Genomic DNA, 17,199 nt, shown 5'->3' with positions numbered 1-17,199 from the left:
AATTGTTTCAGGGGTGGGTTGGTGTAAAATATTATTGAAATATTTACATCTATTAATGTGAACGGTATGAGAAAGTATAAATTATTAGTGCTAATTCTTGCATGGCAGTCCTTCGTCTGCCTGGCTCAAGACAGGAACAGTAAGTTTATTTCAATTCAGGCAGAGCTTTCGCAAAACACGGTAGCCTCCATTCTTCAAGATCACAATGGTTTTCTATGGATAGGCACACGCAATGGGCTCAATCGCTATGATGGTGTAAATATGACCACCTATGAGTTTGACGAGTCAGATTCTAGCAGTTTGAGTAATGATTATATAAGAACAGTATTCGAGGATTCTGAGAATCGCTTGTGGGTAGGGACAATGGGTGGAGGCATATGCCTTTATGATGAAGATCAAGATGCCTTCCAGCGATTTAGTATAAAAGGCATGCCAGCTTACTTAAGGGAAGCAAGTGTCAAGGCATTTCTGGAAGATGAGAATAATAACCTATGGTTTGGAACGGAAAAATATGGACTGCATTATTATAACAAAGCGACAGGGAAAATAAAGTCCTATCAAAAAAACCTGGATGATCCTTTTAGTATTTCATCGAATCATATCACCGGTATTGAAATGGATGACATGAATAACCTTTGGGTGGCAACCTGGGGCGGCGGGCTCAATCTGTTCGATACCAACAGTCAGCGCTTTATTGTTTATATGCATGATGAGAATAAGGAAGAATCCATTGTTTCAAATGTGATTCGCAAGCTATACAAAACTAAAAAAGGAGAAATTTGGCTTGGTACACATGGTGGTTTGGATAAGCTTCAATATCACGAGAGTGGACGATATGTGTTTGCACACCAAAAATTAGATTCCGAATTAGGTAAAACGGGCACAAGAGTGATTCTGTCTATCCTTGAAGATGAAGAGGGTCGACTGTGGGTAGGTACGGAGAACGGCGGACTCAATGTGATTAATGTCCAAAGTAGAGAGTCTATACTATATACGTTTGACCCGCGCCGAGAGTATTCTCTTCAGAATAATTCTATTTGGAGCCTGTATCAAGACAATACGGGTATTATTTGGGTAGGTACTTTCAATAAAGGAATTTTCAAAATTGACGAATATTCGAGGAAATTTGAACATTTCCGACATAACCCACATTTTTCCAATTCCTTGAGCAACAATGCTGTGAGTTGTTTTGCTGAAGATAAATACGGCAATGTCTGGATTGGTACCGACGGAGGAGGGTTGAATTATTGGAATGCACGGAGCAATACATTCAAGGCCTATACTACACAAACCCGTCCCAACAGTCTAACGAAAGATGCGATACTTTCATTATTACTAGATAGCCAAGAGAATCTTTGGATAGGGACCTGGGACGGGGGAGTAAACCTAAAGAGAAAAGGCTCAGACAAATTTGAAAAATTTGAACTGAAGCATCCTTCAAACAAAAGCCAGGGCTTTGAGAACGTATTTGCCATTCATGAAGATAAAAAAGGTAGAATTTGGTTTAGTGCTTTTAGAGATGGGCTTTTTGCCTACGACCCGTCAGATCGATCTTTTCTGGGCTTTAATCACGATCACGACAATCCACACAGTATCAGCTCAGATTATGTTAGAGCGATTCTTGAAGATAGAGAAGGTTATCTCTGGATTGGAACTGAAGGAGGCGGACTCAATAAAATGTATGAGTCCAATGGACAATTCAGTTTCAAAAGGCATGAAAATGATCAAAACAATTCAAAAAGTATTTCAAGCAATTCTGTAATTGCACTAATGCAAGACGAGGACGGAATTATTTGGGTCGGTACCTTTTCAGGGTTGGACCGATTGGACCCTACTACAGAGGAGTTTACTAAAATTGGTAAAAAACAAGGATTACCAAATGAGGTGATCTATGGAATTCAAACAGATGGAGAAAAAAACATTTGGGTGAGCTCCAACCGAGGAATTTCTAAATACCACCCCGAAACCGGAGAGGTGCAAAATTACACAGTGTCGGACGGCCTCCAGGGGATGGAATTTTTTAAGAATTCGAGCTACAGGTTAAGCAACGGAGACATGCTTTTTGGAGGTATCGATGGATTCAATCAATTCAAACCTGATCAAATCAGCAAGAATACTTATGAGCCAAAAGTTTTTTTCAGTGATTTTAAATTGTTCAACCAGTCTGTAAAAGCCGGGCCTGAATCTTCTTTGAAAAAGAATATAAGAAAAACAAAAAAGATCAATTTAACCTACGATCAAAACGATTTCAGTTTTGAATTTGCCGTCCTTAGTTTCACCCAGACATCCAAAAATGAATACGCTTATCAGCTGGTTAATTATGATGAAGGGTGGCAGAACGTCGGTAATCGTAGAGAGGCATATTATACAAATGTTCCACCAGGATACTATGTTTTTAAGGTAAAAGGCACCAACAATGACGGAAAGTGGAGCGGGCATGAAGCAGCAGTAGAAATTGTAATTTCGCCAGCTTGGTATAATACCTATTGGGCGTACTCTTTGTACATAATTATTATTACCAGCCTTTTGGTCTGGGGAATACAGACCATAGTAAACAGAGAAAGACTACAGACACAACTGCACGTTGAGCACATGGAGCTTTCGAAAATGCAGGAACTGGATGAGATGAAATCGAGTTTCTTCGCAAACATCTCCCATGAATTCAGGTCACCACTTACCCTGATCCTGGGGCCACTTAAAGCCATGTTCGAAAACGTTGAGTTTGCCAGTATCAAAGAACAGGTGGGCATGATGATTCGAAATGCAGAAAGCCTACTCAATTTGATCAATCAGTTACTCGAATTGTCAAAACTAGAGTCCGGTAAAATGAGACTTGAAGCCGTAGAACAAGATGTTTCCAAATTCTTAAAACCTGTTATACACTCTTTTTCATCTTTTGCCGCACGAAAAAATATCAGTTACAAAGTGACTGTACCAAGAAAAGAGATTCTACTATTTTTTGACAGAGAGAAGTTGGAAAAAATTGTGGTCAACCTTCTTTCCAATGCATTTAAATACACACCTGAATTTGGGCATGTTGAGTTTGAACTGGTTGAGAACAAGCTTGACGTGACACTCATAGTAAAGGACGATGGAATTGGTATCCCTGAAGATGAGATGGAATACATTTTCAATAGATACTATAGAGTACGTGACGCAAAAAACAAGAAGAGCAAAGGCACCGGAATTGGACTTTCTTTGACAAAAGAACTTGTAGAGCTGCATAGAGGAGAAATAGATTTAGAGAGTAAAGAAAATGAGGGTTCTGTATTTATCGTTCACCTGAAGAAAGGAACGGATCATCTAAATCCAGAAGATTTCTCTAGCGCGGATATCGAATATAAGTTTGAAAATCAAGAGCTCTTCAAGTCTGATCAGCAGGCCAATGCCCAGCCTTTGACAGATAGTTTGGAAAACTTAGAAGACCAGGAAAAGCTACCTTTGATATTAGTCATAGAAGACAATAACGATATCAGAGGGTATATCAAACAAATTCTCGAGCCCGATTACCGTGTCATTGAAGCCGACAACGGAATGGATGGATCTGAGTTGGCGTTGGAGCGGATACCAGATCTAATTATTTCAGATATCATGATGCCAGGGTTGGATGGGTTTGAAGTCTGTAAAAAGGTAAAAGAAGACATGAAGACCAGTCACATTCCAGTTATTTTGCTTACTGCAAAGGCCTCTAATGATAGCGCTGTGGAAGGATTCGAGAAGGGAGCAGATTATTACATTACCAAACCATTCAATCCAAAACTACTAGCACTCAGGGTTAGAAATGTGCTCAACATTCATGATCACATCAAAAACAACCTGCTTAATAAAAAGACTTTGAACATTGAACCTACCAATGTAAAGATTGCTTCTCGAGATGAAGATTTCATAAAAAGAGCAGTAAAAATAGTAGAGGATAATATGTCCAACTCGGAGTTTTATGTAGATGACCTTGGGCGCGAACTGGGGCTGAGCCGCATGCAGTTGTATAGAAAGTTGAAAGGCTTAATTGGCCAGTCCGCAAACGAATTTGTAAGATCTATTCGATTGAAGCGCGCGGCGCAATTGATCCGTCAAAATCAATTAACTATATCAGAGATCACTTATCAGGTTGGCTTCAATGATTTACAGTATTTCAGAGATTGTTTCAAAAAACAGTTTGGGGTAAATCCTTCAGAATACGCCAGTGATGCAGAAGAAAAAACCTCTTAAAATCACTAATTAAGGAGATTTAAGGGGTTTTGAAATAATTACCATCCGCCTTTGTGATAAATGCCCAGCGCATTACGGGTATAGAATTGAGAAGTTTGAGAATCAATTTTTATTAAAACTATTCACTAAAATCAAAAAATTGAAAGGCATGATAAAACTTAGACAAATGAAGGTTAGGCTAGGAGGTCTAACCAAAGTGATTTTATCATCAGCGCTGCTACTGCTCATTGCAGTGGCATGCGATGATGATGAAGGGACAAACACTATAGGTGAAGTGTTGTACATCGACGGACCGGCATCAGTATCGCCATCGTCGACTGTAACCTTTACAGCTGCTGAAGCTGGAGGCACCATATCTTGGACGGTAACCGGTAATGCTACTTTGGGTACTACTTCTGGCTTAGATGCCGAGGTTACATTTGGAGCCGTAGGTACAGCTACTGTGTCAGCCACAGGAAGTGGCCTATCAGGTACTCGCTCAATTAGTGTAGATGGTGTTGCTGCCGAAATCAGTGCAGTTGCTTTTGCCACCGCTGGTAAAATCAATAATGGAGGAACCGATGTGGTGACCTTTACATTTGCTGCACCCTTGGCTTCAGTACCTACTGTTGCATTGACTGGGGATTTTACAGCAGGCTCTATTTCAGCCTTGACTGAAGTTTCCGGTAGCAATATGACACAATTTGAAGCCACCGTGACTGGCGGTACTGGAAATGGCCAACTCAATGTGGTCTTGACCGGTGTAGCTGTTTCTGCAGATTATGGCGGAGCAACAGCTGATTTGGAAGCTGCTATTCATGAAGTAGACAACGTGGCACCATTTGGTGCACTTGCAGTTTCTTCAAGCGATGCAAATTCAGGAACCGCGCTTACATTCACTGTAACATTGAATGAAGGAGCCAGGGCCAATGGTGCTTCTATGACTGTTGATTTGACAGGTGCAGGTACAGAAAGCACACCGATAGAAGTCGCACTTACTGCAACCGAGGATGCGGCAGTTTGGACAGGTACTTATACTGTAGCAGGAACTGACGAAGGTACACTAACAGCAGTATTGGATGCTGCCACAGTTGTAGATATGGCAGGTAATGCACCTACAGAACTTGAAGTTAATGGATCGGTAAACATAGATAATACAGCTCCGGTACCTACACTTACAGCTTCTGAGGATCCTGCAACTACACGATTAGTTAAAATTACTCCAAGCAGCGAGGATGTATTGTGGTTATGGCTACCTGAAAATTCTCAATTTGTTCCGGAAACCTCATCAGATTTCGAAGGTGAAGGTAAAGGCGCTTCCAAGTTTGTAGCTTCTCCTGGGACCTACAAAATCTACTATATGGAAGTAGATGCTGCCGGAAATTCAAGCTCAATAGTACTGTTGGAAAATATAGTAGTTGCTGAGTAAGCAAGCATCAAAACTGTTAATTAATAAAAATTAAAAGACATGCATAAAATAAAAATATATAGCGTCAGACTTAGTGGTTTGATGTCAATGTTGCTGATGCTGCTAACACTCCTTTCGTTTAGTGTTCAGGCTCAGGACAAAGTGGTTTCCGGAAAAGTAACTTCGGCCACAACAGGTGAAACACTTCCTGGTGTAAGTGTATTAATAAAAGGAACGGCGACAGGTACCGTCACCAATTTAGACGGAGACTACAAGATCACTTTGAACTCCGATGATGACGTACTGGTATTTTCTTTTATCGGTATGAAAGCTCAGGAAATGAGTGTTGGAGGTCGATCTACTATAGACGTCGGGATGTTAGATGACATTACTTCGCTGGAAGAAATTGTAGTCGTGGGGTATGGCTCTCAGAAAAAGAGTGTATTGACTGCAGCGATCTCAAGTGTGAAAGCTGAAGATCTGGCTAATTTCTCTGCCGGATCAGTGGATCAGGCATTACAAGGAAGAATGGCAGGTGTTCAGATTGTGCCTACTTCAGGGTCACCTGGAGCTGGTTATGATGTGAAAATACGTGGAGCAGGATCAAACGGTAATACTTCACCATTATATATAGTAGACGGAATGAGAGTACCAGACATTAGCTGGTTGGATCCATTTGAAATTGAAGCAATCGAAGTATTGAAAGATGCTGCTTCTGCTGCTATTTATGGAGCTGAAGGTGCTAATGGTGTGGTTTATGTTACAACCAAACAAGGAGTAGACGGTCCTGGTAAAATTAGCTACGATTTCCAGTTTGGACTACAGTCTGAAAATTCGCCTTTGGAGGTGATGAATCTTGCTCAATTTGATGAATACAATACAGAAGCTGGTATTTCAAGAAGATCTGATGAGCAGGTACCTACTGTTGGGACTAACTGGAAAGACGAAATTTTCGATACAGCTCCATTGCAGAGACATGCACTGACTTTTTCTGGCGGAAACGCAGACACGAAATACATGTTCGGTGGATATTTTCTGGATCAGGAAGGTATAGTCGGAGGCGAAAAAGCATCGATTAATCGTTATGGGTTGAGATTCAATTTGCAACATAAAGTGAACGACTGGGCTAAGATTACAAGTAACTACTCGTTCGCTAAGTTCGAAAGACAATCAATTCAAGAGAACTCTGAATTTGGAGGAATTGTACAAAGTGGGATTGTAATGGACCCTGCTACACCTGTGGTATACGCAAATGGTATCCCTCAGTGGATTACCAATGAATATGGTGCAGACCAAGCGTATAAAACCAATTCTGATGGTTTGTATTGGGGAATGTCTGCTTTGGTGGACGGAGAGACTTCGAATCCACTTGCTAAAATGGAGCAAGTTCATGGTTCGTTCAATGCAACAGTTTTTTCTGGAGCTACAGCTGTAACAATATCACCAATCGAAGGTTTAGAAGTTACTTCTAGATTAGGAATTATTTCTGGTAATTTCTACAATCACTATTGGCAAGAAGAGTGGTTCTTCAATGATAGAGATACCGAGGATGCAAGAGTTGCAGACACTTACAGTGACTACTTCAACTACCAATGGGAAAATTTCGCTTCTTACACCAAGCAATTAGGAGAGAACAACTTCAACGTTTTGGTAGGTACTTCTTACTTCGAAACAGAAAGCGGTTATTTAACAGGAAACGGAACAACATTGTTGAATGCCATTCCTCAATTAGCCTATTTAGATGCTGTTCCTAATCGTTTGCAAAATACAAATGCACAAGGCAATAGAAACACGAACGTACTGAATTCATACTTCGGTAGATTGACCTACAATTACAAGGAGAAATATCTTTTCTCAGCAACCATGAGAGCGGATGGATCTTCTGTACTGTCAGAAAATAACCGTTGGGGATACTTCCCTTCAGTGTCTGCTGGATGGGTACTTTCAAGTGAAGATTTCTTCGGAGCAGGGCCTCTTAATTTCTTGAAGCTGAGAGCTTCATGGGGTGAAAACGGTAGTTTGTCAAGTTTGACTAGTCAGGGAGCTGGAGCTTCATTGGCCACAGTCAGTGCAGGTTTTATTTATGAAGATGCCTCAGGAAATTTCCTAACAGGTGCTGAGCCAGTTCAGTTGGCTAACCCTAATCTTACTTGGGAGACTTCAGTGCAAACTGATTTCGGTATCGATATTGGACTCTTTGAAGATAGACTAACAGCATCTGCTGATTACTTCATCAAAGACACCAAGGATTTGATTGTTCCTGGTAGTCCTCCAAGCTTTGTCGGCAACCCAGCAGGCCCGGTAAACTCAGGTGAAGTTAGAAATAAAGGTATCGAGTTGGAGTTAGGCTTTCAAGAGCAAAAAGGTGACTTCAAATATGATGTTAGCGTCAACTTTACCGCCATCAAAAACGAAGCAACTTTTGTAGACCCTAATAAGGAGTACGAAGCCGGTGCTGATGTGGGTATCGACTGGAATGATGCCACTGCGATGCAACAGGGATTTCCAATTTGGTTCTTCAGAGGATATCAGACAGATGGTATTTTTCAAAACGATGCTGAAGTAACAGCATACACTGAGAACGTAGCAGGATATACACCTTCTCCTGGTGATCCGGTAATTGTAGATACAGATGGAGACGGTACGATTACACCAAGTGATTTTGTGCAAATCGGAACTCCTCATCCTGATTTTACTTTCGGTACCACTATCGAATTGGATTATAAAGGATTTGATTTCAAAATATTCGCTCAAGGATCCATCGGTAATGATGTGATTATGGGATTCAATAGAACGGACAGAATTCAGGCCAACAAACCAGAGTTTTTCTATAATGATAGATGGACTGGTGAAGGTTCCACCAACAGTTGGTTCAGAGCTGGGGTAGCAGGACAGGCTTATACCAGTGATCTAATGGTTTTTGACGGATCTTTCTTCAAAATAAGACAGATGCAATTAGGTTATAATCTACCGAAATCTGTGTTGGATAAAGCAGGATTGACGAAATTGAGACTGTATGTTTCGTTGGACAACTTCTTCACATTCACCAAATACAAAGGATTCGATCCTGAAATCGGTGGAAGTAACAACGCAAACAGTTTAGGAATCGACAGAGGATCTTATCCTGTGCCGAAGACATTTGTTACAGGCTTAACGCTACAGTTTTAATAAAAAAATATTTAAGACATGAAAAAGAAAATAGCAATATTGGGAGTAGCTTCAGCACTTGTAGCTGTTGTACTTGCAGCATGCTCTGATCAATTAGAGCAAGACGTAAATGGCGTTTCGTCTATCGAGACATTTTATGCCACAGATGAAGATGCAGAGCTGGCTATTATAGCTACCTATGATATGTTAACTGCTGATAACCTTTTTGATTGGGCAAGCCCAACCCTGATTAAGACATTACCTTCTGACGAAGGTACTGCAGGGGGTGGTAACGATACTGATCAGCCTCGCTATCAGGCATTAGACAACTTTACATGGGATAGTGCAAATCCAGCTATTCAGGCTACTTGGCAAGTGAATTTCTACGGAATTTTCAGAGCCAACATGATTATTCAAAATCTGGAGCCAGAGAATGACTTGAGAAAGAGAATCATTGGGGAAGCCAAAGCTTTGAGAGCCTATTACTATCTGGAGTTGGTTACTCAGTTTGGGGATTTACCTTTAGTATTGAAAGGATTAGAGCCAACTGAATTTAATCAGGCCAGGGTACCAAAAGCCAATATTTATGCACAGATAGAGACTGATGCAACAGAAGCCGCTGCTGCCCTTCCAAACAAGAGTGATTACTCCGCAGGAGATCAGTTCAGAGCATCAAAAGGTATGGCCTATGCCTTGCTAGGTAAAGTGTTGCTTTATCAGGCGAGATATACTGAAGCAGCTGCTGCATTCGAAAATGTAACAGGTTACGGCTTGGTACCGAACTATGCAGATGTTTTCAAAGATGCAGAAGAGTTCGGAAGCGAATCTGTTTTGGAAGCTTCATTTTCTTCTAAAGTACCTTATGACTGGAACTACCCTTGGGGAACCAGATTCGAAAATAACCTTCATGTTCAATTGATGGGAGCTAGAGCGGGATCAACACCCGAACTAGGACTTATCGCCGGATGGGGATTCAACTATCCTTCTGAAAAACTGTGGGATGCGTTCAACACCATGGGGGATACTGAGAGAAGAGATGCGACGATGTTTTCAGAAGCTCAGTATTTAACATACAAAAGTACTGACCCCGATTTCGATGGAAGTACCTGGTGGGATTATAACCGATACTTTAGATTAAAGTACGGATCATTTGATGCAGAAACTAACCAAGATGGCGCACCAAAAGAGCTGAACTACGGTACCAACTGGAGATTGATCAGATATGCCGACGTGCTATTGTTGAAAGCTGAGGCGTACGCCATGGCTAATCAGGATGGTCCTGCACAAGCTGCTTTGAATGAAGTGAGAGCGAGAGCTGGATTGGCAGATGTAACTGCTACAGGAGATGCTTTGATGGCTGCCATTCGAAATGAGAGATTTGTTGAATTGGCATTTGAAGGCCATAGATATTTTGACCTAATCAGATGGGGAGAAGCTATCGCTAATGCTGAATTGGGCGTGCAAGTACCTGCTACCTTTTCAGGAGGAGACCCAGCGCACTATGGAGACAACTTCAACTATGGTACGCATCAGGTTTTCCCAATTCCGATTTCAGATATAGCTGCGGCTACTAATATGACTCAGAATCCAGGATACGGAAACTAATATGCAATACGATTTTGCGTAATATTATTATTCAAAGGCTGCCTTTAAATCAAGGTGGCCTTTGTTTTTTGTAAATTGAACGGTAATGACAAGTAAGAATATAATATGCCTTTTCTCGGCACTTTTGATAGTTGGCTGTGTCGAACAAGAACACAATGAAGACGATACTGTTTTCCAAAGATTAGATCATTCATTATCAAATATTGATTTCTCAAATGATTTGGTAGTCAATGATTCTGTCAATTTCTTCAATTATGGATATTACTATATGGGCGGTGGTGTTGCTGTTGGAGATGTAAATGGTGATGGGCTTCAAGATTTATACTTCACTGGCAACAGTGTAAAGAATAAGCTCTATCTCAATAAAGGAGATCTCCAATTTGAAGATATAACTACTGCTGCCGGTGCAGGCGCTGACAACCGCTGGATCACAGGAGTAGCCATGCACGACATCAACGCTGATGGCCTTATGGACATATCCATATCCGTTGCAGGTATTTGGGCCTCAACCAAAAATATTTTATATATCAATCAGGGAGTAAATGATCAGGGAATTCCTCAGTTTGTAGATGAAGCCGAAGATCGAGGTGTCGCAGATGAAGGACTTACTATTCAAACAGCCTTCTTTGATGCCGATCAGGACGGAGATATTGATATGTATGTTGCCAACTACGAGCAAACCTCTTTTGGGACGCTCATACATCAGTATAAACAAAAGGTGGACAATCCGGTCTGGAAATCCTCCGACCACCTATATATCAACGACGGCACCGGCCACTTCACAGATGGAACAGAAAAAGCAGGGATGCTCAATTTTGGACTAGCTGTTGGTGTAATAGCCTCCGATTTCAATAACGACAATCTCACCGATCTGTATGTCTCCAACGATTTCAACACACCTGACAATTTCTATTTCAACAATGGAGATGGAACTTTTACAGATCTGATAAAAGAAACAACCCAGCACACCTCTTTTTATGGAATGGGAATAGACGCTGCTGATATCAACAATGACGGGCTAATGGATTTTGTCCAAATGGATATGACGCCAGCCGATAACTTTCGGTCAAAAGCCAACATGGCCAGTATGGACATTGATGGATTTTGGGAAAATGTAGACGCCGGATTTCATTATCAGTACATGTACAATGCACTCCAACTCAACCAGGGAGTTAAAAAAGATGGTCGGCCCTTTTTTGCTGATGTAGCCAAAATGTCAGGAATAGATAAGACAGACTGGAGTTGGGCCTGTTTGTTTGCAGATTACGACAATGATGGTCTGAGCGACCTTTTTGTGACCAACGGCACCAGAAGAGATATCAACAACAAGGACTTCTTTAAATGGATGGACCGTTTGGATATAAAAATGAAAATTAAGTACAAGGAGCTGACATTTACGGACATCACTGAAAAGCTACCTTTCCATAGGATGGACAATTACATTTTTAAAAACATGGATGGTAAGAATTTTGAGAAATCAAACCAGAAATGGGGTATTCAATTCGAGGGTTTTTCAAACGGCGCTTCTTATGCAGACCTGGATAACGATGGAGATGTTGAAATCATCATCAACAACATCGATTCTGTGGCATCAGTATTTAAGAACTTAAGTGCAGAAAACGGAAAAAGCAATTTCTTGAAATTGAAATTGGAAGGCCCAGACAATAACCCTTTGGGCCTTGGAGCGAAGATTAAATTATATACAGACCAAGGCGTTCAATTTAAAGAACACACACTGGTAAGAGGGTATCAATCATCGATCGAGCCCATTCTCCACTTTGGCTTGGGTCTGCAAGACAAGGTAACAAAAGTAGAAGTGTCATGGCCAACCGGCACAAAGACAATACTCGAAAATGTCTCGGCCAATCAGACCTTAACAGTTAGTGCGGAATTGGCCAAGCTTGCAAGTAACGAACCAAGAGTAGAACCAAGACTTTTTGAAGAAATTACAGTAGAGGGGCTTGAAGAGTATCAGAATAAGGAGAACGATTTTGATGACTTTGATTACCAAATTCTGCTTCCGCATAGAATGTCTCGACTCGGGCCTGCAGTTGCAAAGGCTGATATCAATAAAGATGGTTTGGAAGACCTTTTCATAGGTGGGGCCAAAGGAATAGAGCCACTCCTATATATCCAAAATAGTGAAGGAGGATTTGTCAAAACAAAATTCGCAAGTATGGATAGTATTTACGAAGATGTTTCTGCCACTTTCTTTGATGCAGATGGAGATCAAGACATGGATTTATATGTTGTAAGCGGTGGAAATGATCATGAAGCCAACTCCGAATATTATCAGGATCGACTCTATATAAACGAACCTTCCGGTCTTAAAAAATTCACATCCTTGCCTGAAATAACACTAAGCGGAGGTGTAGTACTTCCATTCGACTATGATCAAGATGGTGATGAGGACTTATTCATTGGCGGACGGCAACTGCCTCGTCAGTACCCTTTACCCGTCAATAGCCTTTTGTTGGAAAACCTATCTGAGACAGGGGAGTTGAAATTTCAACTATCAGACCAACCAGATTTTAATGAATTGGGAATGGTTACCGATGCAACTTGGATTGCATTAGATCCGTCAAAAGACAAAAAACTTGTTGTAGTTGGTGAATGGATGCCGATGACGATATTTGGATTATCCAACGGCCAATTTGTAAATGAAAGTGACAACTATGATTTAGGTAATACCACTGGTTGGTGGAATACTATCGAAAGTGCGGATTTTGACAATGACGGAGATGAAGACTTGGTAGTTGGCAACTTAGGATTGAACTACAAGTACAAGGCCACTGAAGAGGCCACTTTCGATATCTATGTCAATGATTATGATACCAATGGAAATCTGGATATCGTTTTGGGTTATTATCAAGGCGAAGAACAGTATCCAGTAAGAGGAATGCAGTGCAGTTCTCAGCAAATTCCAGATATTCAAAAGAAGTATAAAAACAAATACAACGCTTTTGCTCAAGCTACTCTAGCGGATATTTATGGTGAAACACATTTAGAAAGCAGCATCCATTACAAGGTTAGTAATTTTTCAAGTCTCTATATAGAAAATAATGGTGATGGGAGTCTGATCGCTAAAAACTTACCCTTCGAGATTCAGACATCCTCTCTGAATGCGGTGGAAGTAGCAGATTTTAATGGAGACGGTCATCTGGATATACTCGCCGGTGGCAATCAGTTCAATTCGGAAATTGAAACACCTAGAAATGATGCATGTTTCGGCTGGTTGTTGGCAGGAGATGGCAAGGGGGAGTTTTCCTATGTAGGCTATGAAAGATCTGGATTATACGTGCCTTATGACATTCGAAATGTGGCTCGATTGAAGACCAGAGACGCATACTTAAATGTATTCATCTCCAATTCAGCACCGGCAGTGGTTTATCGGAATTTGAAATGAGAAACGCATATCTCTTATTGGTAGCCTGGGCAGTGTGGTCCTGCAACCCACCTGATTATCGAACTCAGTCGACCATCGAGATGACCAATGAGTTAAATGAAATCGCAGAATCAGCTAAACTCAATAATAACTATCCCTACTTTACCAGCAATCTTTTAAGAAAATTGGAAATTGGCATTCACGGCCTGCCCCATACCATGCGACATGGAAGTTGGCTGGACTATGTTTTGGTTCTGATGCTCAAAGGAGACAATGAAAAGTGTATTGAAGTAATAGATACCTTTCTTCAAGGGAATCAATTCTCTGAGATTAACAATGCAAGTGTCGACTTCTTTAAAGTAAAAGCACTCGCTTATCTTCGGCAAGGAGAGATTCAGAATTGTATCAACAATCACTCAGGTCAATCTTGTATAATGCCAATTCTAGGGGATGGTATTCATACACTAAAGGCACCTGCCTCAAATGCAATCGGGATATACGAGCAACTGTTGGCATTTGACAGCACTGACCTTCAATCTCGTTGGTTTCTCAATCTGTGCTACCAAGCCATCGGTGATTATCCAAACCAGGTTCCTCCGGAATTTCTTATACCACCCGAAGCATTTGCATCTGACATAGAATTTCCTGTATTTCCAAATATAAGTATGGAAACAGATGTGGCTGTCAATAACCACGCAGGAGGCGCTAGTGTTGAGGATTTTAATAATGATGGCTACCTCGACATTTTCACTACTTCATATAGTCTGGGAGAGCAATCTATGTTATTTCTTAATGATGGAAATGGGAGCTTTTTAGATAAAACAATCGAATATGGTTTGAGAGGGCTTGTTGGCGGGCTCAATAACACCCATGCCGATTTCAACAATGATGGATTAACTGACATATATGTCATGCGAGGCGCCTGGTTGTCAACCAATGGACAGATACCCAACTCCTTATTAATCAATCAGGGAAACAAATTCTCTGATGAAACAAAATCTGCAGGTCTTTACTCAAATGAGCCCAGTGGAGCGGTGGCCGTGGCAGACTTCAATTTGGATGGCCATTTGGATCTGTTTGTGGGCAATGAATCCTCTGGAAGAAACGCCATCTTTCCCTGTCAGCTTTTTGCTAATAATGGTGATGGTACATTCACCGATATCGCGTCAAAAGTTGGTCTGGAAGTCAATCAATTTGTGAAAGGTGCTACCTGGGGAGATGTAAACAATGACGGGCTCCCAGATTTATACCTATCCATATATAATGGACACAACAAACTCTTTATTAATAGAGGAGGAGCCACAACGGCAGCCTGGGTCTTCGAAGAGGTGGGCAAGGAAGCAGGAGTCAATGAGCCTGTGATGAGTTTTCCCACTTGGTTTTGGGATTATAACCAAGATGGATGGCAAGACATCATGGTGGTGGGTTACGACAACAGAGAGGCCTATCGGATCGCCAGTGAAGTGGCCAAGGATTATTTGGGAGAACCGTTTCATGGAGAAACACCACGTCTGTACAAGAATAATGGTGACGAAACCTTTACAAACGTCACTAGCGAAGTTGGGCTGGATAAATTACTCTATGCCATGGGAGGAAATTTCGGTGATTTTAATAATGATGGCTACCCGGATTTTTATTTGGGTACAGGAGAGTTCAACATTTGGGCGACCATTCCAAACAGAGCTTTTTTAAATCAAAAAGGAGAGCAATTTGTTGATGTAACCACGGCAGGCCAATTTGGTCAGATTCAAAAAGGTCATGGCGTAGCTTTTGGAGATCTGGACAACGATGGAGATCAGGATATTTATCATCAAGTAGGAGGAGCAGCCGAAAGTGATGTGTTTCAAAATATGCTATTCCAAAACCCGGGGTTTGACAACAGTTGGCTTACGCTAAAACTGAAGGGAGCGGCGGCTAATCTATCAGCCATAGGCGCTAAGATTGAGGTACTTGTGACTCAGCCTTCGGGAGATAAGAAAAGCGTTTATCATTATGTAGGTACCGGCGGGTCCTTTGGCGCAAATACCTTGAGAGCAGAAATAGGCTTAGGAGATGCAATAGATATTGACCGAATTACCATCCTATGGCCGGACAAGAGCTTATCAACTCAAATTATCAAGAATATCGAGATGAACAAGGCTTATGCAATAGAGCAAAATAAAAGCCCGCTGCCGCTGAACCTTGAATCTTTCAACCTAAAGACAAAATCAAATCATGAACATCATCATTAGAATAATATGTTGCCTGGTTATTACTGGTAATCTAATGGCACAGAATAGCTACGAACTGATATGGTCGGACGAATTTGATTATGTCGGATTACCGGACCCAGTAAAATGGAGTTATGATATAGGAGATGGTTGTCCCAATGTTTGCGGTTGGGGGAATAATGAACTCGAATACTACACCGAAGGAAGATTGGAGAATGCAAGAGTAGAAGATGGTAATTTGATCATCACAGCCATCAAGGAAGACTTTGGTACAAAGAATTATAGTTCAGCAAGATTAGTCACCAGAGACAAAGGAGATTGGACTTATGGTAGGATTGAAGTAAGGGCCGACTTGCCGAGTGGAAAGGGTACGTGGCCAGCCATTTGGATGCTGCCTACAGATTGGTCCTATGGAGGTTGGCCAGACAGTGGAGAAATCGATGTTATGGAACATGTAGGATATGAACCCGATCAAATTTACGGCACGGTTCATACCAAAGCCTTCAATCATGCAATTGGCACCCAAAAAGGAGGTGATATTGTTATCGCTGATTGCGAAGAAGAGTTTCATACCTACGCTATAGAATGGTCTCACTCCAAAATTGACTTCTTCGTCGATGAAAATAAGTACTACAGTTTTTCAAAAATAGCTGGCTCAGATACATGGCCCTTTGATCAACGATTTCATTTGATCTTAAATATTGCAGTTGGGGGCAATTGGGGAGGAGTTCAGGGAGTGGCTAAGGATATCTTTCCCCAAGAAATGAAAGTTGATTATGTCAGAGTTTATCAGCTGATTAGTAATGTCAATAAAAAAGGAGGTACAGGAGAGTTAATGCTCTTCCCAAACCCTGTCAAGTCGAGACGATTTACAATCCAGACCGACACACCTTACCAGGACGAGATTAAGATTTATGATGTAAGCGGTAATCAGATTGATTATCAAATGTACATCAATGAGGAAAGTGTTGAAGTTCATCTGGGTAATGAATCGAGTCAAATGCTATTAGTATCACTTGTTGATAACACAGGGGTAGTCTCTAGCGGTAAGGTCTTTGTTTATTAAATAGCTTTAGTCGATCTAAAGGAGCCTTTTTCTATAATTGTGAAAAAGATTTAAAAAACTTTTTAAATGGGTTAGGAAAAGAGGGATAAGTATTATTATCTTTGCGTCCCGTTAGGGGGAAATGTACTGAGAGCAGTGCATTTACATTGACATTTTGCGATAAGGAATTAGGATTTTTCGGGTGTGTTTT

At 41.1% G+C, this 17,199-nt stretch carries 7 protein-coding genes; all 7 read left to right on the top strand.

Translation table 11 applies throughout. The annotated features are described in order from the left end of the window. Window positions 1–66: 66 nt before the first annotated feature. The gene (locus tag ABJD64_RS22480) at window positions 67–4,209 is read left to right on the top strand and encodes a two-component regulator propeller domain-containing protein (RefSeq protein ID WP_348181098.1); all 4,143 of its coding nucleotides are present in this window, start codon (window positions 67–69) and stop codon (window positions 4,207–4,209) included. A 148-nt stretch (window positions 4,210–4,357) separates the two neighbouring features. Then, entirely contained in the window at window positions 4,358–5,617 is a 1,260-nt protein-coding gene (locus ABJD64_RS22475; RefSeq protein WP_348181097.1) for a hypothetical protein, read from the top strand. 39 nt (window positions 5,618–5,656) lie between these two features. Beyond that, the gene (locus ABJD64_RS22470) at window positions 5,657–8,764 is read left to right on the top strand and encodes a TonB-dependent receptor (RefSeq protein WP_348181096.1); all 3,108 of its coding nucleotides are present in this window, start codon (window positions 5,657–5,659) and stop codon (window positions 8,762–8,764) included. An 18-nt stretch (window positions 8,765–8,782) separates the two neighbouring features. Further along, entirely contained in the window at window positions 8,783–10,348 is a 1,566-nt protein-coding gene (locus ABJD64_RS22465) for a RagB/SusD family nutrient uptake outer membrane protein (RefSeq protein ID WP_348181095.1), read from the top strand. Between the two features lie 85 nt (window positions 10,349–10,433). Further along, the gene (locus tag ABJD64_RS22460; RefSeq protein WP_348181094.1) at window positions 10,434–13,754 is read left to right on the top strand and encodes a VCBS repeat-containing protein; all 3,321 of its coding nucleotides are present in this window, start codon (window positions 10,434–10,436) and stop codon (window positions 13,752–13,754) included. Further along, window positions 13,751–15,964, top strand: coding sequence for a CRTAC1 family protein (locus ABJD64_RS22455; RefSeq protein WP_348181092.1), 2,214 nt, complete (start codon window positions 13,751–13,753; stop codon window positions 15,962–15,964). The genes ABJD64_RS22460 and ABJD64_RS22455 overlap by 4 nt, the downstream gene beginning before the upstream one ends. Continuing rightward, on the top strand, window positions 15,948–17,009 hold the full coding sequence (locus ABJD64_RS22450; protein ID WP_348181091.1) for a family 16 glycosylhydrolase: 1,062 nt from the start codon (window positions 15,948–15,950) through the stop codon (window positions 17,007–17,009). The genes ABJD64_RS22455 and ABJD64_RS22450 overlap by 17 nt, the downstream gene beginning before the upstream one ends. The last annotated feature ends 190 nt before the right edge of the window (window positions 17,010–17,199 follow it).

The sequence above is a fragment of the Reichenbachiella sp. genome, assembly GCF_039944555.1.
Lineage (GTDB): Bacteria > Bacteroidota > Bacteroidia > Cytophagales > Cyclobacteriaceae > Reichenbachiella.
The sequence above is the reverse complement of the archived record's forward strand: the minus strand, read 5'-3'. Positions and strand labels throughout refer to the sequence as shown.

Coding starts and splice junctions, on each gene's coding strand:
- ABJD64_RS22460 (WP_348181094.1), top strand. CDS start 10,434: ATGACAAGTAAGAATATAATATGCCTTTTCTCGGCACTTTTGATAGTT.
- ABJD64_RS22450 (WP_348181091.1), top strand. CDS start 15,948: ATGAACATCATCATTAGAATAATATGTTGCCTGGTTATTACTGGTAAT.
- ABJD64_RS22455 (WP_348181092.1), top strand. CDS start 13,751: ATGAGAAACGCATATCTCTTATTGGTAGCCTGGGCAGTGTGGTCCTGC.
- ABJD64_RS22470 (WP_348181096.1), top strand. CDS start 5,657: ATGCATAAAATAAAAATATATAGCGTCAGACTTAGTGGTTTGATGTCA.
- ABJD64_RS22480 (WP_348181098.1), top strand. CDS start 67: ATGAGAAAGTATAAATTATTAGTGCTAATTCTTGCATGGCAGTCCTTC.
- ABJD64_RS22465 (WP_348181095.1), top strand. CDS start 8,783: ATGAAAAAGAAAATAGCAATATTGGGAGTAGCTTCAGCACTTGTAGCT.
- ABJD64_RS22475 (WP_348181097.1), top strand. CDS start 4,358: ATGATAAAACTTAGACAAATGAAGGTTAGGCTAGGAGGTCTAACCAAA.